Origin of the sequence: Pseudomonas sp. DCA-1 (assembly GCF_046523955.1) — a bacterium.
In the GTDB taxonomy this organism is placed as follows: domain Bacteria; phylum Pseudomonadota; class Gammaproteobacteria; order Pseudomonadales; family Pseudomonadaceae; genus Aquipseudomonas; species Aquipseudomonas putida_Y.
In genome coordinates this window covers 2,297,550-2,318,475 of the sequence record NZ_CP169881.1, presented here as the reverse complement: position 1 = coordinate 2,318,475, position 20,926 = coordinate 2,297,550, and the positions used below count along the sequence as shown (strand labels likewise).

At 62.3% G+C, this 20,926-nt stretch carries 17 protein-coding genes; 14 read left to right on the top strand and 3 right to left on the bottom strand.

What is annotated here, in order from left to right:
* Positions 1–91: 91 nt before the first annotated feature.
* The 3 genes from ACE4QZ_RS10855 to ACE4QZ_RS10845 all read right to left on the bottom strand — a co-directional run bounded on the left by ACE4QZ_RS10855 (position 92) and on the right by ACE4QZ_RS10845 (position 4,555).
* Positions 92–1,534, bottom strand: a complete 1,443-nt coding sequence (locus ACE4QZ_RS10855; RefSeq protein ID WP_021783216.1) for a SulP family inorganic anion transporter — start codon at positions 1,532–1,534, stop codon at positions 92–94.
* Between the two features lie 82 nt (positions 1,535–1,616).
* Complete coding sequence (locus ACE4QZ_RS10850; RefSeq protein WP_021783217.1) at positions 1,617–3,326, bottom strand: S8/S53 family peptidase; 1,710 nt, start codon at positions 3,324–3,326, stop codon at positions 1,617–1,619.
* A gap of 53 nt (positions 3,327–3,379) precedes the next feature.
* Entirely contained in the window at positions 3,380–4,555 is a 1,176-nt protein-coding gene (locus ACE4QZ_RS10845; RefSeq protein WP_279935445.1) for a hypothetical protein, read from the bottom strand.
* A 125-nt stretch (positions 4,556–4,680) separates the two neighbouring features.
* Between ACE4QZ_RS10845 and ACE4QZ_RS10840 the strand changes: the two genes are divergently transcribed.
* The 14 genes from ACE4QZ_RS10840 (at position 4,681) to nuoL (ending at position 20,911) form a co-directional block, all read left to right on the top strand.
* Positions 4,681–5,445 (top strand): secretin N-terminal domain-containing protein, encoded by a 765-nt coding sequence (locus ACE4QZ_RS10840; RefSeq protein WP_172402879.1) that lies wholly within the window; start codon positions 4,681–4,683, stop codon positions 5,443–5,445.
* 490 nt (positions 5,446–5,935) lie between these two features.
* Positions 5,936–7,261, top strand: a complete 1,326-nt coding sequence (gene aceA, locus ACE4QZ_RS10835; protein ID WP_014861668.1) for an isocitrate lyase — start codon at positions 5,936–5,938, stop codon at positions 7,259–7,261.
* A 701-nt stretch (positions 7,262–7,962) separates the two neighbouring features.
* Positions 7,963–8,625, top strand: a complete 663-nt coding sequence (locus ACE4QZ_RS10830) for a lysoplasmalogenase (RefSeq protein WP_021783219.1) — start codon at positions 7,963–7,965, stop codon at positions 8,623–8,625.
* Positions 8,626–9,007: 382 nt separating this feature from the next.
* The gene (locus tag ACE4QZ_RS10825; RefSeq protein WP_021783220.1) at positions 9,008–9,421 is read left to right on the top strand and encodes an NADH-quinone oxidoreductase subunit A; all 414 of its coding nucleotides are present in this window, start codon (positions 9,008–9,010) and stop codon (positions 9,419–9,421) included.
* 9 nt (positions 9,422–9,430) lie between these two features.
* Positions 9,431–10,108: a NuoB/complex I 20 kDa subunit family protein gene (locus ACE4QZ_RS10820; RefSeq protein ID WP_003251429.1), complete on the top strand. Its 678-nt coding sequence runs from the start codon at positions 9,431–9,433 to the stop codon at positions 10,106–10,108.
* Between the two features lie 79 nt (positions 10,109–10,187).
* Entirely contained in the window at positions 10,188–11,969 is a 1,782-nt protein-coding gene (nuoC, locus tag ACE4QZ_RS10815; RefSeq protein WP_021783221.1) for an NADH-quinone oxidoreductase subunit C/D, read from the top strand.
* A gap of 2 nt (positions 11,970–11,971) precedes the next feature.
* Entirely contained in the window at positions 11,972–12,469 is a 498-nt protein-coding gene (gene nuoE, locus ACE4QZ_RS10810) for an NADH-quinone oxidoreductase subunit NuoE (RefSeq protein WP_003251433.1), read from the top strand.
* Positions 12,466–13,827 (top strand): NADH-quinone oxidoreductase subunit NuoF, encoded by a 1,362-nt coding sequence (gene nuoF, locus ACE4QZ_RS10805; protein WP_021783222.1) that lies wholly within the window; start codon positions 12,466–12,468, stop codon positions 13,825–13,827. The genes nuoE and nuoF overlap by 4 nt, the downstream gene beginning before the upstream one ends.
* Positions 13,828–13,959: 132 nt before the next feature.
* Positions 13,960–16,674: an NADH-quinone oxidoreductase subunit NuoG gene (gene nuoG, locus ACE4QZ_RS10800; protein ID WP_012051769.1), complete on the top strand. Its 2,715-nt coding sequence runs from the start codon at positions 13,960–13,962 to the stop codon at positions 16,672–16,674.
* A complete protein-coding gene (nuoH, locus tag ACE4QZ_RS10795; RefSeq protein WP_003251440.1) occupies positions 16,671–17,678 on the top strand; it encodes an NADH-quinone oxidoreductase subunit NuoH in 1,008 nt (335 codons plus the stop codon). Before nuoG ends, nuoH begins: the two co-directional genes overlap by 4 nt.
* Positions 17,679–17,689: 11 nt before the next feature.
* Complete coding sequence (gene nuoI, locus ACE4QZ_RS10790) at positions 17,690–18,238, top strand: NADH-quinone oxidoreductase subunit NuoI (protein ID WP_003251442.1); 549 nt, start codon at positions 17,690–17,692, stop codon at positions 18,236–18,238.
* A gap of 10 nt (positions 18,239–18,248) precedes the next feature.
* Complete coding sequence (nuoJ, locus tag ACE4QZ_RS10785; RefSeq protein WP_103462286.1) at positions 18,249–18,749, top strand: NADH-quinone oxidoreductase subunit J; 501 nt, start codon at positions 18,249–18,251, stop codon at positions 18,747–18,749.
* Positions 18,750–18,752: 3 nt separating this feature from the next.
* Positions 18,753–19,061, top strand: coding sequence for an NADH-quinone oxidoreductase subunit NuoK (nuoK, locus tag ACE4QZ_RS10780; protein WP_003251446.1), 309 nt, complete (start codon positions 18,753–18,755; stop codon positions 19,059–19,061).
* Positions 19,058–20,911 carry an NADH-quinone oxidoreductase subunit L gene (gene nuoL / locus ACE4QZ_RS10775; protein ID WP_176682212.1) on the top strand — a complete coding sequence of 618 codons (1,854 nt, stop codon included), beginning with the start codon at positions 19,058–19,060 and terminating at the stop codon, positions 20,909–20,911. The genes nuoK and nuoL overlap by 4 nt, the downstream gene beginning before the upstream one ends.
* Positions 20,912–20,926 lie beyond the last annotated feature (15 nt).

Below are 20,926 nucleotides of genomic sequence, written 5' to 3'. Positions count from 1 at the left end.
CTCCCACCGGGGGCGCACAATGTTTGGGCCTGCGGCCTTTCTGTGGGAGCGGGCGTGCCCGCGAAGAAGCCGGTACAGGCCACAATCAAGCTCAGTGCTGCTCGCCAGCCCGCTTCAACAGCTTCTTGCACCGATCCGACAAATGCACCACGCGCAAATGCTTGCCCGCCTTGGCATAGCGCTCACGCAGGGTTTTCAGCGCCGCAACCGCCGAATAATCGACAAAGCTCAAATGCTGGCAATCCAGCGTGACCTGGGCCGGGTCCCCGGCCGTGTCGAACTGGTTGAGGAACGAGGTGGTCGAGGCGAAGAACAGCGTGCCATGTAACTGATAACGCTTGCCGCCCCCCGCGTCCTCATGGGTGTCGGCATACAGCTCGCGTGCATGCTGCCAGGCAAAGTTGAGCGCCGCGATGATGATACCGAACAGCACCGCCATGGCCAGGTCAGTGAACACCGTGACCACGGTCACCGCAATGATCGCCAGCACATCATTCACCGGCACCTTGTGCAACACCCGCAACGACGCCCAGGCAAAGGTCTGCTGGGCCACCACGAACATCACACCAACCAGCGCCGCCAGTGGAATACGCTCGATCAGCGGCGACAGGAACAGCACGAACAGCAGAATCATCACGCCGGCTACTACACCCGACAACCGGCCCCGGCCATTGGAACTGAGGTTGATCACCGTCTGCCCGATCATCGCGCAGCCGCCCATGCCGCCGCACAGGCCCGACACCATGTTCGCAGCGCCCAGTGCCACACACTCGCGATCCGGGAAGCCACGGCTCTCGGTGATTTCATCGGTCAGGTTGAGGGTGAGCAGGGTTTCCAGCAGGCCGACCATGGCCATCAGCACCGCATAAGGGGCGATGATCTTCAGGGTTTCCAGATTCCAGGGCACATCCGGCAGGGCCAGCCCAGGCAGGCCACCAGCGATGTGCGCCATGTCACCCAGGGTGCGGGTCGGCAGCCCGAGCAAGTACACCAACAGGCCGACACCGAGGATCGCCACCAGAGCCGGCGGCACCGCGCGGGTCAGTTTCGGCAGCACATAAACCACCGCCATGGTCAGCGCCACCAGGCCGACCATCAGGTACAGCGGCGTGCCGGTGAGCCAGTGTTCGCCGTCCTTGAAATGCTCCAGCTGGGCCATGGCGATGACGATGGCCAGGCCGTTTACGAAGCCGAGCATGACCGGGTATGGCACCAGGCGCACCAGCTTGCCCAAGCGCAGCACGCCAAACAGGATCATTACCACGCCACCCAGCAGCACCGTGGCCAGCAGGTACTGCGCACCGTGCTGCACCACCAGCGCGACGATCACCACCGCCATCGAGCCAGCAGCGCCGGAGATCATCCCCGGCCGCCCGCCGAACAGCGCCGTCAGGGTACAAATGATGAACGCGCCATACAGGCCCATCAGCGGGTTGAGGTGGGCCACCAGGGCAAAGGCGATGCACTCGGGGACCAAGGCGAACGAGGTGGTGAGGCCGGCGAGCAGGTCGGCGCGTAGTCGGGCGGGCTTCATGGGCTTCCTGTGGTTCAGTCCGGAGGACGATTTAAAAACGAGGGGCGGGATGTTACGGAAATTGTCGGACAGCGGCCACCGCTCAACGCACACGTTCCAGGCTCTGCACGGCCAGGTCCAGCGCACGCTGCATGTCCAGGCGCGCCGAACGGCCAAGATCCGGGTCGTTCAGGCGGCCACCACGCTCTGAGGGCAGGATCGGCGCCGTCAGGTCTTCGGCATCCATCGCTTCAAAATCCTGTTCGACGCCCAGGGTCAAGGCACTGCGCCGCAACAGCATGCGCACCTGTTCCGGGGTAAGTGCCGGGTTGATCGACAGCATCGTCGCCACAGTGGCAGTCACCAAAGGTGTTGCGTACGACGTGCCGCAATGCGCAGCCTCGGCCGACACTGGGCGTATGCAGGCAGCAGCACTGACGTCCACACGCATGTCGATATTGGAGCTGTGACGCTTGCGCACATGATCGTGGGCTTCAACTGCCGTAGCCTTGTCACTGCGCTGATGCCCGCCCACCACCAGCAATTGTTCGGTGATGAACGACGAAGGCAGGCGATATTCATCGGTCCCCGACCAGGACGCACCATTGCCCGCCGAATTTACCACCACCACGTCAGGGTGCTCCTTGCGCAGCCAGAGGAAGAACTCCTCAAGTAACTCCTCGTAGCCGCTCATCGCCAGCCCGGAGCGCACCAGCGAATCGACCTCATCACCCTTCACATTGCGTGCCCCGACCCGGTGAATGCCCCAGCTCCAGTTCAACACCCGCACGCCATCTTCGACCAGGTTCACCGATGCAGCGATGTTGGCGGTGATACCGGCATCCGAGTTGCGCTCTACCACCACCTCGAAGCCAGGGCTGTGCTTACCCAGCCCCGGCAAAAAGCCCTCACCCTGCGCAGCGAGAATGCCTGCAACATGGCTGCCGTGGCTTGCCGGGCGATCACCGTCGCGAGCGTATAGGCATGTCTGGCCTTTTTCGCAGCCCCCCTGATAATGGCTGAACCCTGGGGCGTCGAAGTCCACTTCGCGCTCGATTACCCCGACCCGCACGGGCTTCACCGGCAAGCCAGATGCGGCAATCCGGCGCCGGTAGAAATACAGCGCGTCCATGAAGCGGTTGGCGGCCCATTCATCCGCCTGGTCGATGGCCCGGTTGCCGCGCCCATTGCCCTCCTCCCCGCGCTCAGGGCCGGACTCTTCGACAATCACGGCATCCACGCTGACTTCACTGCCCATGCGCAGGACCATCGCATCGCGCTGCACCAGATCATCTACCGGCAAGCGCAGCTGGTAGACATTCAGCGGCGGTATGGCACCGACAACCAGGGCGCCGTATTTACCGGCGATGCGCCGGGCCTCGCCGAGGCCGTCGTGTTTTTCTTCGATCAACAGGCTGACCAGGTCGACGTAGGTGGTCAGGCCGTCCATGTTCTTCGCCACTTCATCGGGCCCTGCGGCGATCACATGACTGCGTTGGCGGGTCAGCCATACCGGGTTGCTCGTGCGGCCGCCATCGACCAGCCAGAGCGGGGCGCTGCGCTGGGCTGGCCTCGCCAGCTTCAGCGTTAGCCGGTCACCTTGTCGCTCGATATCGGCTTCTGACAGCCGCGTGCCGCCCAGCCATACCGTTGGCAGATTTGCCCGGAGCCCTTCGGCACGCAGACACCATTTTTGCCGGCTATCGCTGAACAAGTCACCGCAACGCTGCAGCTGCTTGATGCGCAGCGTGTCTGCTGCAGCCTGTGCACCAAGACTGCAAAGCCATAACAGCAAGATCAGGACACCCTTCATGCAATCACCCCACGCGCTCCCTGTGAGTGCGACTTACGGGGCACCTCAAAGGTTCACCTGTGGCTGGCAACTGCCTGGTCGCGGGCGAGCCATTCGGCCATGGAAGTATCCTCCAACGCGTACTCGCCACGATTGGCCTTCCATACCAGCTCCTTGTCGCGCAGGGCATCAAGGGCCTTCTGTACGTTTGCCGTGTTGACGTTGGCTACCGCCTGGGCCTGCTCCAGCTTGCGGCTGACCTCAACCAGGGTTTGCTCGGTAAACGGGGAAAACGGCTGCCGGCCGAGCGTGCGCTCGGCCATGACCTCCAGCACTGCCTGCTGCAACGGCGTAAGTTCGTTCCAAGCGCTTTCGTAGTCACTCCACACCCCGGCTTGATGATTCAGCGCCCCATTGCGCAGCAGTTCACCCAGGTTGCCCGCCTCACCCAGGCCGACGCTAACTTCGGCCAACAGTTTGTTGAGCATTTCCGGGCGCCGGCCGACCAATTCGAACGCGTATGCCAGGTCCTCTATCTTGAACTGGTTACTGTCGGCCAGGCGACGGTTCCACAAGGCGGTGATGAATTCGACATATTCACGCCCCAGCAACGGAAAGGGCGTGATGCTGGCACCAAAGAATGGCTGCTTGCTCTTGAGTACCAGGTTGGCCAGCTTGTCGCGACTAGAGCCCGTGAACACCAGCCGCAAGCCGTCCGGACGGTCGCCACGATTAAGGTGGTCACGCGCGGCTTTCAGCGCGAACATTGCATTGAGGCCATCTTCGCTGTTAAGGGCGTGCTGAGCCTCGTCGATGATCAGCACTACCAGTTGCCCTGACACTTGGTGCAACACGGCAAGCGCCTGGGCCAGGGTAGTACCCGCAGGCAGTTGCGGGCGGGTGAAATCCCAGCTCAGGGTGCGCAGCAGGTTGATCTTGTCGATACCGGCCTTTTTCGCAGTCCTGGCCAGCGCACCTTCGAATCTGGCCAGTGCTGTACCGATGGCGCCACTGATGAGCTGCGCAGGGGCGGCGTCGCGATCCGACCACAGGTCGACGTAAACCGGTAGCCAGCCGCGCTGTATGCATTCTGGTATGAAGTCGTTGTTGAGGAAGGTGCTCTTGCCCGTACGCCGCGGCGCGGCCAAGAACATGCCCGAGCTGTAATCGACCAAAGACTCGCCGGCCAAGTCTTGGGCCAGTGCGTTGGCCAACTGATTACGGCGCAGGAGCGGACGGACGGGAGACATGCAATTAACCTCAATTATCTTGCCTACTATAATTTATAGCCTACAAGATAAATCAGGATAAAACGACCCTCTGCAACAGTGCCGGCGTGATCCAGATCCGGCAAAAAGTCAGCAAGTTTGCCATCATGTTGGTTTCACCTGCGGAGATCATGGACATGCCGCTACGCCCCCTTTTCGCCTCCCTGTTGCTGGCCGCCAGCCTCAGTGCCCATGCTGCCACCGAGGTGGTGCCACTTCAGCATCGTAGCAGCGCCGAATTGCTGCCCGCCCTGCAGGCATTCATCGGCAAGGACGGCACGGTCAGCGCCTTCGAGAACAAACTGATCGTCAACGCCAGCCCCGAGCGCATCGACGACCTGCGCGCCCTGCTGCAACAGCTGGATACCGCGCCCAAACGCCTGCTGATCAGCGTCGACAACAATGACAGCAACTTCCAGGACAACCGCGGCAACGCTCGCGTCATTCACTACGGCACCAGCAACCGCGACGGCGGCATGCAGCAGGTACAAGCCAGCGAAGGGCAACCGGCACTGATCCAGGTGGGCCAGAGCATCCCCATTACCAGCACCAGCACAGACGGCTATGGGCGCATTCAAAGCAACACCGAATATCGCAACGTGACCCAAGGCTTCTACGTGACCCCCAGCCTGAGCGGCGAAACGGTTCGTCTGCAAATAAGCAGCAATAATGACCGCATCAGCCAGGAACGTGCAGATGTAGTGAAAGTACAAAGTACCGACACGACAGTCACTGGCAAGCTCGGCGAGTGGATCACCCTGGCGGGGTTCAATCAGCAGAGCCAAGCCGACCGCAGCGCGTCAAGCCATACGTACAGCACCCAACGGGGTGAAAACATGACATTGCGTGTCAAAGTCGACCTTGTTGACTGATCTCAGGCAATTCAAGGCTTCGACCAAAGGCCTTCAAACTGACTGCCAAGTCGCATTAGACCAAAGATGTAGTAACCACAAAAAAGCACTACAAAACATTTGACAGGGTCTTTTTCCCAAGGGCATGATGGCCTCGCTCCCGCTAATCAGGGGCCCTGGCAAGGGCCTTCGGGGCGCGCTCCTTCCACCCTTGGAGGCGCCTCGTGTCTATACGGCCCACAAGGCGGTTCGACGGGATTGCGACTGCAACGAAGAAGTTGTCCCGAGGGACGGAAGCGCATCACCGCAGTACTGGCAATCGCGTAGCACCGCAGCAAGGCAACCACGAGCCGACCTGCCCGGAGCACACCTTCGCCTGGCCTGCCCAACCTTCCCCTTCGAGCCTTCGCGTTCGCCGCCGCAACCTGCGAACAGGACAGCCGCCAGGCACCTGATCTGCCCAGAGCATCAGCACAATTAACCCAAGATCGATGCGACGAGGTTTATTTCCATGGCACTGACACGCGAACAGCAAATTGCAGCCCTCGAGAAAGACTGGGCCGAGAACCCGCGCTGGAAAGGCGTGACCCGTACCTACACCGCCGCTGATGTCGTTCGCCTGCGTGGCTCCGTGCAACCTGAGCACACCTTTGCCCGTCAGGGTGCAGAAAAACTGTGGAAGCTGGTTACCGAAGGTGCTCACCCGTCCTTCCGCCCCGACAAAGATTTCGTCAACTGCATGGGCGCCCTGACTGGCGGCCAGGCTGTACAACAGGTCAAGGCCGGCATCCAGGCCATCTACCTGTCCGGCTGGCAGGTTGCCGCCGACAACAACTCGGCCGAATCGATGTACCCTGACCAGTCGCTGTACCCGGTCGACTCGGTACCGACCGTGGTCAAGCGCATCAACAACGCGTTCCGCCGCGCCGACCAGATCCAGTGGAAAGCCGGCAAGAACCCGGGCGACGAAGGCTACATCGACTACTTCGCGCCAATCGTGGCTGACGCCGAAGCCGGTTTCGGTGGCGTGCTGAACGCCTACGAGCTGATGAAGAACATGATCGAAGCAGGCGCCGCCGGCGTGCACTTCGAAGACCAGCTGGCCTCGGTAAAAAAATGCGGCCACATGGGTGGCAAGGTACTGGTACCCACCCAGGAAGCCGTACAGAAGCTGGTGGCTGCTCGCCTGGCCGCTGACGTGTCGGGCGTACCGACCATCATCCTGGCCCGTACCGATGCCAACGCCGCCGACCTGCTGACCAGCGACTGCGACCCGTACGACCAGCCGTTCGTGGTTGGCGAGCGCACCCGTGAAGGCTTCTACAAGGTCCGCGCCGGCCTCGATCAGGCCATTGCCCGCGGCCTGGCCTACGCCCCGTACGCCGACCTGATCTGGTGTGAAACCGCCAAGCCGGACCTGGACGAAGCCCGCCGCTTCGCCGAGGCGATCAAGAAGGAGTACCCGGACCAGATCCTGTCCTACAACTGCTCGCCTTCCTTCAACTGGAAGAAAAACCTGGACGACGCCACCATCGCCAAGTTCCAGCGCGAACTGTCGGCCATGGGCTACAAGCATCAGTTCATCACCCTGGCCGGCATCCACAACATGTGGCACGGCATGTTCAACCTGGCGCACGACTACGCCCGCAACGACATGACCGCCTACGTGAAGCTGCAGGAGCAGGAATTCGCTGACGCCAGCAAGGGCTACACCTTCGTGGCGCACCAGCAGGAAGTGGGCACCGGCTACTTTGACGACATGACCACCGTGATCCAGGGTGGCGCTTCGTCGGTGACTGCACTGACCGGTTCGACCGAGGAAGAGCAGTTCCACTGATAGTGGCTTGCGGTTGAACAAAGGCCCGGGGCTGTGAAGCCCTGGGCCTTTGTTTTCGTCTGCACCGGCCCGACCGAAAATGCACAGAACCTGTAGGAGCAACTGCCTTGCTCAGGTTTTGAATAGCTTGCGCAGTCGCTTGTAGGAGCGGGTTTACCCGCGAAGAGGCCCACCCAGGCGATGCATCGCTCAAGCCTTGGTGCAAAGGCCGAGGTTCAGCGAGTATCCGCACCGGAATCAATGCCGAATCAAGCCATGTCCGTAGCGCCTCCGGCTCATGCATCGAGGCAAGACAGGTGATTTAAGCGCGATTACGTCAGGGCGGCGCAATGATCGGTTTGAATTTTGGGGTGATGCGCAGATCGAGCGCCGCCCGCGCGGCGCATCGCGAGCTGCGCTCGCTCCTACGTTTGTTTCGGGCCAATTATTCCTGTGCCATTTGCGCGCGAACGCCTTGGCGCATGGCGCATTATCACGTCGTACAAACAAGGCGGTCGCGCGCGCCTGCAACAGGCGTGACTGGCCCGAAACAAACGTAGGAGCGAGCGCAGCTCGCGATGCGCCGCGCGGGCGGCGCTCGATCTCACAGCCTCTGCATTCCTTTCGCCAAGCCCACAGCAGCCCTAACACAACCCAAGGCATCACCGGCAAAACCCCAGATCAGGTCTATGCTTGGGGCAGCCCAGCAGCAAGGACCGCCCATGCCTCGCCCAAGCCACCTGATGATTTTCGCCCTGGCCGCCGCTACCCTCTATATATATGCACTGGCCAGCGACAACACCCTGCTCGCCCTCATGGCCAAACCCATCCCGGTGCTGGCCTTGATTGCCTGGCTGCACAACACCCCGGTCTCGCCTTATCGCAAGTGGATCTCGATCGGCCTGGGCTTCTCGGTACTCGGCGACATCCTGCTGGCCATCCCTGCGGACCTGTTCGTGTTTGGCCTGGTCGCCTTCCTCTGCGCCCACCTGGCCTACCTGCGCGCCTATTGCGGCATTACCCTGCGCCCTGCCTTGCCTGCGCTGGCATTCAGCGCCATCGCTGGCATCACACTGCTAGGCGTGCTGACCAGCCATGGCCTCGGCCCGCTGCTGATCCCGGTCACGCTGTACATCTTGGCCATCAGTGCGATGCTCTGGCGCGCCCTGGCCTGCAGCGGCCCGGCCGCGCTGGGTGCCGGCCTGTTCGTATTCTCCGACAGCCTGATCGGTATCGACCGCTTCGTCAGCCCGTTCGCCGCCGCACCGTACCTGATCATCCTCGCCTACTGGCTCGGCCAATGGGCCATCGCTTCATCAGTCGGTCATCGCTCAACCGATAAAGTATTGACCCAGAGCGGTGCGCGCAGTAGCGAAAGCTGCTAGAACAAGGGTTTTTTGCAATTGCAAGTAGGGGGATCGCCAGATGAACTTTACAAGGCGCAGAACAGCCAAATTCGAAGGCAGCAGCTCAAATGATATTAATTATCATTACTGGCCGTGCAATTCGTTACCCGCCGCAAGAAACATAATTAACAAAACCGCACGTAATGCCCGAATCTCAAGGCTCTCAGCCAGTTACGAACGATTTTTGTACTTAATCCTACGAATAAATTTGCGACAGAAATTTTACTTGCACCAGGTTTACCCATAAAATCAGCGGGATTGATTCGGCTGCGACATTTGGTCACTGCATGTGCGACGCCAAGTCGCCGCTCTACACTTATTTCAGACTGCAGAGCTGGGTCTCTGTATAAGGATCTCTAGCATGTCCGATTCGACAGGACTCATCGCCCACAACTGGGGCTTTGCCATCTTCCTCCTGGGTGTCGTCGGCCTGTGCGCCTTCATGCTCGGCCTGTCCAGCCTGCTCGGTAGCAAGGCCTGGGGCCGCGCCAAGAACGAACCCTTCGAATCCGGCATGCTGCCCGTCGGCAGCGCCCGCCTGCGCCTGTCCGCCAAATTCTATCTGGTCGCGATGCTGTTCGTGATCTTCGATATCGAAGCCCTCTTTCTCTTTGCATGGTCTGTGTCCGTCCGCGAAAGCGGCTGGACCGGATTCGTCGAAGCACTCGTTTTCATAGCAATTCTGTTGGCAGGTCTTGTCTACCTATGGCGCGTCGGGGCACTTGATTGGGCTCCCGAAGGTCGCCGCAAGCGGCAAGCGAAGCTGAAACAATGAGGCTTTGGCATGCAATACAATCTCACCAGAATCGATCCGGATGCGCCCAACGAGCAGTACCCGGTCGGTGAACGGGAAACCGTCACCGATCAACTGCTAGAAGACCAGGTCCACAAGAACATCTTCATGGGTAAACTTGAAGATGTGCTGCGTGGTGCGGTCAATTGGGGTCGCAAAAACTCCCTCTGGCCGTACAACTTCGGCCTGTCCTGCTGCTACGTGGAAATGACCACGGCCTTCACGGCACCCCACGACATCGCCCGCTTCGGCGCCGAAGTCATCCGGGCCTCGCCGCGGCAGGCCGACTTCATGGTCATTGCCGGTACCTGCTTCGTGAAGATGGCGCCGATCATCCAGCGCCTGTACGAGCAGATGCTCGAGCCGAAGTGGGTCATTTCCATGGGTTCGTGCGCCAACTCCGGTGGTATGTACGACATCTACTCGGTCGTTCAGGGGGTCGACAAGTTCCTCCCCGTGGACGTCTATGTGCCTGGCTGCCCGCCACGCCCTGAGGCTTTCCTGCAAGGCTTGATGCTGCTGCAGGAGTCGATCGGCCAAGAACGACGCCCGCTTTCCTGGGTTGTTGGTGATCAAGGTATTTACCGTGCCGAGATGCCAGCCCAGAAAGACCTGCGTCGTGAGCAGCGCATTGCAGTAACCAACCTGCGCAGCCCCGACGAAGTCTGATCCAGCGACCTGCCGCCCGCTCCCGAAGGAGCCGGCGGCCTGGCTTCATTCTTAACGTTGACCCAAAGCGACCGAGACCATGACAGCGGACAACGCTATTTTTATTCCGCCCTACAAGGCTGACGACCAGGATGTGGTCGTCGAACTGAACAACCGTTTTGGCGCCGAAGCATTCGTCGCCCAGGAGACCCGCACCGGCATGCCCGTGCTGTGGGTAAAACGCGCCCAGCTCAAAGAGGTGCTCAGTTTCCTGCGCGGCGTCGCCAAGCCTTACAGCATGCTGTACGACCTGCATGGCGTCGACGAGCGCCTGCGCACCCAGCGCCGTGGCCTGCCAGCCGCCGATTTCAGCGTGTTCTACCACCTGTTGTCGATCGAGCGTAACAGCGATGTGATGATCAAGGTGTCGCTCAGCGAAGGCGACCTGAACCTGCCGACCGTGACGGGCATCTGGCCAAACGCCAACTGGTACGAGCGCGAAGTCTGGGACATGTTCGGCATCGACTTTGCCGGCCACCCGCACCTCAGCCGCATCATGATGCCGCCGACCTGGGAAGGTCACCCGCTGCGCAAGGACTACCCTGCCCGTGCGACCGAGTTCGACCCCTACAGCCTGACCCTGGCCAAGCAGCAGCTTGAAGAGGAATCGGCACGTTTCAACCCGGAAGCCTGGGGCATGAAGCGTCAGGGCGCCAACGAGGACTACATGTTCCTCAACCTCGGCCCCAACCACCCTTCGGCGCACGGTGCGTTCCGTATCGTCCTGCAGCTGGACGGTGAAGAGATCGTCGACTGCGTACCGGACATCGGCTACCACCACCGTGGCGCCGAGAAAATGGCCGAGCGCCAGTCCTGGCACAGCTTCATCCCCTATACCGACCGTATCGATTACCTCGGCGGGGTGATGAACAACCTGCCGTACGTGCTTGCGGTCGAGAAGCTGGCCGGCATCCAGGTGCCGCAGAAGGTCGACGTGATTCGCATCATGCTGGCCGAGTTCTTCCGCATCACCAGCCACCTGCTGTTCCTGGGCACCTACATCCAGGACGTCGGCGCCATGACTCCGGTGTTCTTCACCTTCACCGACCGCCAGCGCGCCTACACCGTGATCGAAGCGATCACCGGTTTCCGCCTGCACCCGGCCTGGTACCGCATCGGTGGCGTCGCCCACGACCTGCCACGTGGCTGGGACAAGCTGGTCAAGGACTTTGTCGAGTGGCTGCCCAAGCGCCTCGACGAATACACCAAGGCCGCCCTGCAAAACAGCATCCTCAAGGGCCGTACCATCGGCGTTGCCGCGTACAACACCAAGGAAGCGCTGGAATGGGGCACCACCGGTGCCGGCCTGCGCGCCACCGGTTGCAACTTCGACCTGCGTAAAGCCCGCCCTTACTCCGGCTACGAAAACTTCGAATTCGAAGTACCGCTGGCCCACAACGGCGATGCCTATGATCGCTGCATGGTCCGTGTCGAGGAGATGCGTCAGAGTATCCGCATCATCGATCAGTGCCTGCGCAACATGCCGGAAGGCCCGTACAAGGCGGATCACCCGCTGACCACGCCGCCTCCGAAAGAGCGCACCCTGCAGCATATCGAAACCCTGATCACGCACTTCCTGCAAGTCTCGTGGGGCCCGGTCATGCCGGCCAACGAGTCGTTCCAGATGATCGAGGCGACCAAGGGCATCAACAGTTACTACCTGACGAGCGATGGCGGCACCATGAGCTACCGCACCCGGATCCGTACCCCGAGCTACCCGCACCTGCAGCAGATCCCATCGGTGATCAAAGGCAGCATGGTCGCCGACCTCATTGCGTACCTGGGCAGTATCGACTTCGTTATGGCTGACGTGGACCGCTAAGCATGAACAGCACGCTTATCCAGACAGACCGTTTCGCCCTGAGCGAAACCGAGCGCTCGGCCATCGAGCACGAAATGCATCACTACGAGGACCCGCGCGCGGCGTCCATCGAAGCCCTGAAGATCGTCCAGAAGGAGCGTGGCTGGGTGCCGGACGGCGCCATCCACGCCATCGGCGAAGTGCTGGGCATTCCGGCCAGCGACGTCGAGGGTGTCGCCACCTTCTACAGCCAGATTTTCCGCCAGCCGGTCGGCCGCCACATCATCCGCGTGTGCGACAGCATGGTCTGCTACATCGGCGGCCATGAGTCGGTGGTCAGCCAGATCCAGAGCGAGCTGGGCATCGGCCTCGGCCAGACCACCGCCGACGGTCGCTTCACCCTGCTGCCCGTGTGCTGCCTGGGCAACTGCGACAAGGCACCGGCCCTGATGATCGACGATGACACCTTTGGCGATGTGCAGCCGGCTGGCGTTTCCAAACTGCTGGAGGGTTACGTATGACCATTACTTCCTTCGGCCCGGCCAACCGCATCGCGCGCTCGGCCGAAACCCACCCGCTGACCTGGCGCCTGCGTGACGACGGCGAGCCGGTCTGGCTGGCCGAGTACGAATCGAAGAACGGCTACGCTGCAGCCCGCAAGGCGCTGGCGCAGATGTCCGCCGACGATATCGTGCAAAGCGTCAAGGACTCCGGCCTCAAGGGCCGTGGCGGTGCAGGCTTCCCCACTGGTGTGAAGTGGGGCCTGATGCCCAAAGACGAATCCATGAACATCCGCTACCTGCTGTGCAACGCGGACGAAATGGAGCCGAACACCTGGAAGGACCGCATGCTGATGGAGCAACAGCCCCATCTGCTGGTCGAGGGCATGCTGATCAGCGCCCGCGCACTGAAGGCCTATCGTGGCTACATCTTCCTGCGTGGCGAATACACCACCGCAGCGAAAAACCTAAACCGCGCCATCGATGAAGCCAAGGCCGCCGGCCTGCTGGGCAAGAACATCCTGGGCAGCGGTTTCGATTTCGAGCTGTTCGTGCACACCGGTGCCGGCCGCTACATCTGCGGTGAAGAAACCGCGCTGATCAACTCGCTGGAAGGCCGCCGCGCCAACCCGCGCTCCAAGCCGCCCTTCCCTGCCGCCGTTGGCGTGTGGGGCAAGCCGACCTGCGTGAACAACGTCGAAACCCTGTGCAACGTCCCGGCCATCGTCGCCAACGGCAACGACTGGTACAAGTCGCTGGCCCGCGAAGGCAGCGAAGACCATGGCACCAAGCTGATGGGCTTCTCCGGCAAGGTGAAGAACCCAGGCCTGTGGGAGCTGCCATTCGGCGTTACCGCGCGCGAACTGTTCGAAGACTACGCCGGTGGAATGCGCGATGGCTTCAAGCTCAAGTGCTGGCAGCCAGGCGGCGCCGGTACCGGCTTCCTGCTGCCCGAGCACCTCGACGCGCAAATGTACGCCGGTGGCATCGCCAAGGTCGGCACCCGTATGGGTACTGGCCTGGCCATGGCGGTCGACGACAGCATCAACATGGTGTCGCTGCTGCGCAACATGGAAGAGTTCTTCGCCCGCGAATCGTGCGGCTGGTGTACCCCATGCCGTGACGGCCTGCCGTGGAGCGTGAAGATGCTGCGCGCACTGGAAAAAGGCCAGGGCCGCGCCGAAGACATCGAGACGCTGCTGGGGCTGGTCAACTTCCTCGGCCCAGGCCGTACCTTCTGTGCTCACGCACCGGGTGCCGTCGAGCCGCTGGGCAGTGCCATCAAATACTTCCGCTCGGAGTTCGAGGCCGGTGTGGCGCCAGAAAGCGCTGCAACCCTGCGCCCGGACCTGGCGAAGCCGATCGTGGTCGGCGCATAACAAGATGATTAGGCGGGTGGTCCGTGCCACTCGCCAGCTTACCGGCAGGCCCGAGCAATCGAGGCGTGTCGCAAGCTCACCGATTTCCATTAGCCACGCCCGCTCACGCGGGCCAACGAAGAACTTTGAACAATGGCCACTATCCACGTAGACGGCAAAGCGCTCGAAGTCAACGGTGCAGACAACCTGTTACAGGCATGTCTGTCGCTCGGCCTCGACATCCCTTATTTCTGCTGGCACCCGGCGCTTGGTAGCGTTGGTGCCTGCCGGCAGTGCGCAGTCAAGCAGTACACCGACGAGAACGACACCCGTGGTCGTATCGTCATGTCCTGCATGACCCCTGCTTCCGACGGCACCTGGATCTCCATCGACGATGAAGAGTCGAAGGCGTTCCGCGCCAGCGTCGTCGAATGGCTGATGACCAACCACCCGCACGACTGCCCGGTGTGCGAGGAAGGCGGTCACTGCCACCTGCAGGACATGACGGTAATGACCGGCCACAACGAGCGCCGCTACCGTTTCACCAAGCGTACCCACCAGAACCAGGACCTCGGCCCGTTCATCGCCCATGAGATGAACCGCTGCATCGCCTGCTACCGCTGCGTGCGCTACTACAAGGACTACGCCGGTGGTACCGACCTGGGCGTCTACGGCGCCCACGACAACGTGTACTTCGGCCGCGTCGAAGACGGCGTGCTGGAAAGCGAGTTCTCCGGCAACCTGACCGAGGTCTGCCCGACCGGCGTATTCACCGACAAGACCCACTCCGAGCGCTACAACCGCAAGTGGGACATGCAGTTCGCCCCAAGCATCTGCCATGGCTGCTCCAGTGGCTGCAACATCAGCCCGGGTGAGCGCTACGGCGAACTGCGCCGTATCGAAAACCGCTTCAACGGTTCGGTCAACCAGTACTTCCTGTGCGACCGCGGCCGCTTCGGCTACGGCTACGTCAACCGCAAGGACCGCCCGCGCCAGCCACAACTGGCCGACGGCACCAAGCTGGGCCTGGACGCCGCCCTGGACAAGGCCGCCGACCTGCTGCGCGGCCGTACCATCGTCGGTATCGGCTCGCCACGCGCCAGCCTCGAAAGCAACTACGGCCTGCGTGAGCTGGTCGGCGCCGAGTACTTCTACTCGGGCATGGAAGCTGGCGAACTGGCCCGCGTACGCCTGGCACTGAACGTGCTGAACAACAGTCCGCTGCCAGTACCGACCCTGCGCGACATCGAAGACCACGACGCCGTGTTCGTGCTCGGTGAAGACCTGACCCAGACCGCTGCCCGCGTTGCCCTGGCCGTACGCCAGGCCACCAAAGGCAAGGCCGAGGCCATGGCCGAAGCGATGAAAGTGCAGCCTTGGCTCGACGCTGCTGTGAAGAACATTGGCCAGCACGCGCTGTACCCACTGTTCATCGCGTCCCTGGCTGAAACCAAGCTGGACGACGTCGCCGAAGAATGCGTCCACGCTGCGCCGGCCGACCTGGCCCGCATCGGTTTCGCCGTGGCCCACGCCATCGACCCGAGCGCCCCTGCCGTCGCCGGCCTGGACGACGAAGCCAAGGCCCTGGCCCAGCGCATCGCCGACGCCCTGGTCGCCGCCAAGCGCCCACTGGTCGTTGCCGGTACGTCGCTGGCCGACCCAGCTCTGATCGAAGCCGCCGCTAACATCGCCAAGGCCCTGAAGCTGCGCGAGAAAAACGGCTCGCTGAGCCTGGTGGTACCTGAGGCCAACAGCCTTGGCCTGGCCATGCTCGGTGGCGAGTCGGTCGATGCCGCGCTGGACGCGGTCATCAGCGGCAAGGCCGATGCCATCGTGGTGCTGGAAAACGACCTGTACGCCCGCGTACCGGCCGCCAAGGTCGATGCAGCCCTGGCTGCGGCCAAGGTGGTGATCGTTGCCGACCACTCCAAAACTGCCACCGTCGACCGCGCCCACCTGGTGCTGCCGGCCGCCTCGTTCGCCGAGGGTGACGGTACCCTGGTCAGCCAGGAAGGCCGTGCCCAGCGCTTCTTCCAGGTGTTCGACCCGCAGTACCTGGACAGCAGCATCCAGATCCACGAAGGCTGGCGCTGGATGCACGCCCTGCGTGCCACCCTGCTGAACAAGCCGGTCGACTGGACCCAGCTGGACCACGTCACCAGCGCCTGCGCCGAAGCCGCTCCGCAACTGGCCGGCATCGTCAACGCCGCGCCAAGCGCTGCGTTCCGCATCAAGGGCATGAAGCTGGCCCGTGAGCCGCTGCGCTACTCCGGCCGCACCGCGATGCGCGCCAACATCAGCGTGCACGAGCCACGCACCCCGCAAGACAAGGACACCGCGTTCGCCTTCTCCATGGAAGGCTACTCGGGTTCGGCCGAACCGCGCCAGCAGGTGCCGTTCGCCTGGTCGCCGGGCTGGAACTCGCCGCAAGCCTGGAACAAGTTCCAGGACGAGGTCGGTGGCCACCTGCGTGCCGGTGACCCGGGCGTGCGCCTGATCGAATCGCAAGGCGACCGCCTGAACTGGTTCAACGCTATTCCGGGTGCCTTCAACCCGGCCCGTGGCACCTGGACTGCCGTGCCGTTCTTCCACCTGTTCGGCAGCGAAGAAAGCTCCTCGCGCGCCGCTCCGGTTCAAGAACGCATCCCGGCTGCCTACGTGGCCCTGGCCAAGTCCGAAGCCGACCGCCTGGGCGTCAACGAGGGTGCCCTGCTGAGCCTGAACGTCGCCGGTGTGGCCCTGCGCCTGCCGCTGCGTATCAATGAAGAGCTGGGCGCAGGCCTGGTCGCGTTGCCGAAAGGCCTGGCTGGCATTCCGCCTGCCATCTTCGGTGCATCCGTCGAAGGTCTGCAGGAGGCAGCACAATGAGCTGGTTCACCCCCGAAGTGATCGATGTGATCCTCACCGTGCTGCGGGCCATCGTGGTCCTGCTGGCGGTGGTGGTCTGCGGCGCGCTGCTCAGCTTCGTCGAGCGGCGCCTGCTGGGCTGGTGGCAGGACCGTTACGGTCCGAACCGCGTTGGCCCGTTCGGCATGTTCCAGATCGCTGCCGACATGCTGAAGATGTTCTTCAAGGAAGACTGGAACCCGCCCTTCGTCGACCGCGTGATCTTCACCCTGGCACCGGTAGTGGCCATGAGCGCCCTGCTGATCGCCTTCGTGGTCATCCCGATCACCCCGACCTGGGGCGTTGCCGACCTGAACATCGGCCTGCTGTTCTTCTTCGCCATGGCCGGCCTGTCGGTCTACGCGGTGCTGTTCGCCGGCTGGTCGTCGAACAACAAGTACGCCTTGCTGGGCAGCTTGCGTGCTTCGGCACAGACCGTGTCGTACGAAGTGTTCCTGGGCCTGGCGCTGATGGGCGTGGTGGTGCAGGTGGGCTCGTTCAACATGCGCGACATCGTTGAGTACCAGGCGCAGAACCTGTGGTTCATCATTCCGCAGTTCTTCGGCTTCTGCACCTTCTTCATCGCTGGCGTCGCCGTGACTCACCGTCACCCGTTCGACCAGCCGGAAGCAGAACAGGAACTGGCCGACGGCTACCACATCGAGTATGCCGGCATGAAGTGGGGCATGTTCTTCGTCGGTGAGTACATCGGCATCATCCTCATCTCGGCGCTGCTGGTAACCCTGTTCTTCGGTGGCTGGCACGGCCCGTTCGGCATCCTGCCGCAACTGTCGTTCCTGTGGTTCGCCCTGAAGACCGCGTTCTTCATCATGCTGTTCATCCTGCTGCGCGCCTCGATCCCGCGCCCACGCTATGACCAGGTGATGGACTTCAGCTGGAAGTTCTGCCTGCCGCTGACCCTGATCAATTTGCTGGTGACCGCTGCGATCGTGCTCTACAACACGCCAGCCGTCGCGGCCCAGTGAGGATTTGACCCATGTTCAAGTATATCGGCGACATCGTTAAGGGCACCGGCACCCAGCTGCGCAGCCTGGCAATGGTGTTCTCCCACGGGTTTCGTAAGCGCGACACCCTGCAGTACCCCGAAGAACCCGTGTACCTGCCGCCGCGTTACCGCGGCCGCATCGTCCTCACCCGCGACCCCGATGGCGAGGAGCGCTGCGTAGCGTGCAACCTCTGCGCGGTGGCCTGCCCGGTCGGCTGCATTTCGCTGCAGAAGGCCGAGACAGAGGACGGCCGCTGGTACCCGGAGTTCTTCCGCATCAACTTCTCGCGTTGCATTTTCTGCGGCCTGTGTGAAGAAGCGTGCCCGACCACCGCGATCCAGCTGACTCCGGATTTCGAAATGGCCGAGTTCAAGCGTCAGGACCTGGTGTACGAGAAAGAAGATCTGCTGATCTCCGGCCCCGGCAAGAACCCTGACTACAACTTCTACCGTGTTGCGGGTATGGCAATCGCTGGCAAGCCGAAGGGCTCTGCACAGAACGAAGCCGAGCCGATCAACGTGAAGAGCTTGCTCCCATAAGGACAGAAAGATGGAATTCGCTTTCTACTTCGCAGCCGGGATCGCCGTGGTCTCCACCCTTCGGGTGGTAACTGGCACCAACCCCGTGCACGCCTTGCTTTACCTGATCATTTCGCTGATTTCCGTGGCCATGATCTTCTTCGCCCTGGGTGCGCCGTTTGCCGGCGCCCTGGAAGTGATCGCATACGCCGGCGCCATCATGGTGCTGTTCGTGTTCGTGGTGATGATGCTCAACCTCGGGCCGGCTTCGGTCGCCCAGGAACGGGGCTGGCTCAAGCCCGGTATCTGGGCCGGGCCGGTAATCCTCGGCACCCTGCTGCTGGCGGAGCTGCTGTACGTGCTGTTCGTCACCCCGAGTGGCGCCGGCATCAGCGGTACCACCGTGGGCCCGAAAGCCGTGGGCATCAGCCTGTTCGGCCCTTACCTGCTGGTGGTCGAACTGGCGTCGATGCTGCTGCTGGCTGCAGCCGTCACCGCCTTCCACCTGGGCCGCAACGAGGCGAAGGAGTAAATCATGGGTGCTATCCCTCTCGAGCATGGTCTGGCGGTCGCCGGCATCCTGTTCTGCTTAGGTCTGGTTGGCCTGATGGTCCGCCGCAACATCCTCTTCGTGCTCATGAGCCTGGAAGTCATGATGAACGCCTCTGCCCTGGCGTTCGTCGTCGCCGGTGCCCGTTGGGTCCAGCCCGACGGCCAGGTGATGTTCATTCTGGTGATCAGCCTGGCAGCCGCCGAGGCCAGCATTGGCCTGGCCATCCTGCTGCAGCTGTATCGCCGCTTCCACACTCTCGACATCGATGCTGCCAGTGAGATGCGCGGATGAACCTTCTCTTCCTGACTTTCGTCTTTCCCCTCATCGGCTTCCTGCTGCTGTCGTTCTCGCGCGGACGGTTCTCGGAGAACCTGTCCGCCCTGATCGGCGTCGGCTCGGTAGGCCTGTCGGCCGCCACGGCCGCTTACGTCATCTGGCAGTTCAACGTCGCCCCGCCTGAGGGCGGCGCGTACAGCCAGCTGCTGTGGCAGTGGATGTCGGTGGATGGCTTCGCGCCGAACTTCACCCTGTACCTGGACGGCCTGTCGGTCACCATGCTCGGCGTAGTGACCGGTGTCGGTTTCCTGATCCACCTGTTCGCGTCCTGGTACATGCGTGGCGAAGCCGGCTACTCGCGCTTCTTCTCGTACACCAACCTGTTCATCGCCAGCATGCTGTTCCTGATCCTCGGCGATAACCTGCTGTTCATCTACTTCGGCTGGGAAGGCGTGGGCCTGTGCTCGTACCTGTTGATCGGTTTCTACTACAGCAACCGCAACAACGGTAACGCGGCACTCAAGGCATTCATCGTCACCCGTATCGGCGACGTGTTCATGGCCATCGGCCTGTTCATCCTGTTCGCCCAGCTGGGCACCCTGAACGTGCAGGAACTGCTGGTGCTGGCACCGCAGAAGTTCCAGGCTGGCGACACCTGGATGGTCCTGGCAACACTGATGCTGCTGGGTGGCGCGGTGGGTAAATCGGCCCAGCTGCCACTGCAGACCTGGCTGGCCGACGCGATGGCGGGCCCAACCCCGGTTTCGGCACTGATCCACGCCGCTACCATGGTAACCGCGGGCGTGTACCTGATCGCCCGTACCAACGGCCTGTTCCTGCTGGCGCCAGACATCCTGCACCTGGTAGGTGTGGTCGGTGGCGTGACCCTGGTACTGGCCGGCTTCGCCGCGCTGGTACAGACCGACATCAAGCGTATCCTCGCCTACTCGACCATGAGCCAGATCGGCTACATGTTCCTGGCCCTGGGCGTGGGTGCCTGGGACGCGGCAATCTTCCACCTGATGACCCACGCCTTCTTCAAGGCCCTGCTGTTCCTTGCCTCCGGTGCGGTGATCGTTGCCTGCCACCACGAGCAGAACATCTTCAAGATGGGCGGCCTGTGGAAGAAACTGCCGCTGGCCTACGCCAGCTTCGTGGTCGGTGGCGCGGCACTGGCGGCCCTGCCGATCGTGACCGTGGGCTTCTACTCCAAGGACGAGATCCTCTGGGAAGCCTTCGCCAGCGGCAACACCGGCCTGCTGTATGCCGGCCTGGTTGGCGCGTTCATGACCTCGCTGTACACCTTCCGCCTGATCTTCATCGCCTTCCACGGCGAAGCCAAGACCGAAGCCCACGCGGGCCACGGCATCAGCCACTGGCTGCCGCTGGGCGTGCTGATCGTGCTGTCGACCTTCGTTGGCGCCTGGATCACCCCACCGCTGGCGGGTGTGCTGCCGGAAAGCGCCGGCCATGCCGGTGGCGAAGCCAAGCACGCGCTGGAGATCACCTCGGGTGCCATCGCCATCGCCGGTATCCTGCTGGCCGCCCTGCTGTTCCTGGGCAAGCGCCACTTCGTCAGCGCCGTAGCCAACAGTGGCATCGGTCGCGTCCTGTCGGCCTGGTGGTTCGCTGCCTGGGGCTTCGACTGGATCTACGACAAGCTTTTCGTCAAACCGTACCTGCTGATCAGCCACATCCTGCGCAAGGACCCGGTTGACCGCACCATCGGCCTGATTCCTCGGATGGCGCGTGGCGGCCACGTTGCCATGAGCAAGACCGAGACCGGCCAACTGCGCTGGTACACCGCCTCTATCGCCGTGGGTGCCGTGCTGGTGCTCGGTGCTGTGGTAGTGGCTGCGGTATGACTATGAATCTTGCGA

What these genes read in the sequence shown, in the direction of transcription:
- nuoC (WP_021783221.1), top strand. Translation starts at nt 10,188, where the DNA reads ATGACAGCGGACAACGCTATTTTTATTCCGCCCTACAAGGCTGACGAC.
- ACE4QZ_RS10830 (WP_021783219.1), top strand. Translation starts at nt 7,963, where the DNA reads ATGCCTCGCCCAAGCCACCTGATGATTTTCGCCCTGGCCGCCGCTACC.
- nuoF (WP_021783222.1), top strand. Translation starts at nt 12,466, where the DNA reads ATGACCATTACTTCCTTCGGCCCGGCCAACCGCATCGCGCGCTCGGCC.
- nuoK (WP_003251446.1), top strand. Translation starts at nt 18,753, where the DNA reads ATGGGTGCTATCCCTCTCGAGCATGGTCTGGCGGTCGCCGGCATCCTG.
- nuoH (WP_003251440.1), top strand. Translation starts at nt 16,671, where the DNA reads ATGAGCTGGTTCACCCCCGAAGTGATCGATGTGATCCTCACCGTGCTG.
- ACE4QZ_RS10845 (WP_279935445.1), bottom strand. Translation starts at nt 4,555, where the DNA reads ATGTCTCCCGTCCGTCCGCTCCTGCGCCGTAATCAGTTGGCCAACGCA.
- nuoL (WP_176682212.1), top strand. Translation starts at nt 19,058, where the DNA reads ATGAACCTTCTCTTCCTGACTTTCGTCTTTCCCCTCATCGGCTTCCTG.
- ACE4QZ_RS10820 (WP_003251429.1), top strand. Translation starts at nt 9,431, where the DNA reads ATGCAATACAATCTCACCAGAATCGATCCGGATGCGCCCAACGAGCAG.
- ACE4QZ_RS10850 (WP_021783217.1), bottom strand. Translation starts at nt 3,326, where the DNA reads ATGAAGGGTGTCCTGATCTTGCTGTTATGGCTTTGCAGTCTTGGTGCA.
- ACE4QZ_RS10840 (WP_172402879.1), top strand. Translation starts at nt 4,681, where the DNA reads ATGTTGGTTTCACCTGCGGAGATCATGGACATGCCGCTACGCCCCCTT.
- nuoI (WP_003251442.1), top strand. Translation starts at nt 17,690, where the DNA reads ATGTTCAAGTATATCGGCGACATCGTTAAGGGCACCGGCACCCAGCTG.
- nuoG (WP_012051769.1), top strand. Translation starts at nt 13,960, where the DNA reads ATGGCCACTATCCACGTAGACGGCAAAGCGCTCGAAGTCAACGGTGCA.
- ACE4QZ_RS10855 (WP_021783216.1), bottom strand. Translation starts at nt 1,534, where the DNA reads ATGAAGCCCGCCCGACTACGCGCCGACCTGCTCGCCGGCCTCACCACC.
- nuoJ (WP_103462286.1), top strand. Translation starts at nt 18,249, where the DNA reads ATGGAATTCGCTTTCTACTTCGCAGCCGGGATCGCCGTGGTCTCCACC.
- aceA (WP_014861668.1), top strand. Translation starts at nt 5,936, where the DNA reads ATGGCACTGACACGCGAACAGCAAATTGCAGCCCTCGAGAAAGACTGG.
- ACE4QZ_RS10825 (WP_021783220.1), top strand. Translation starts at nt 9,008, where the DNA reads ATGTCCGATTCGACAGGACTCATCGCCCACAACTGGGGCTTTGCCATC.
- nuoE (WP_003251433.1), top strand. Translation starts at nt 11,972, where the DNA reads ATGAACAGCACGCTTATCCAGACAGACCGTTTCGCCCTGAGCGAAACC.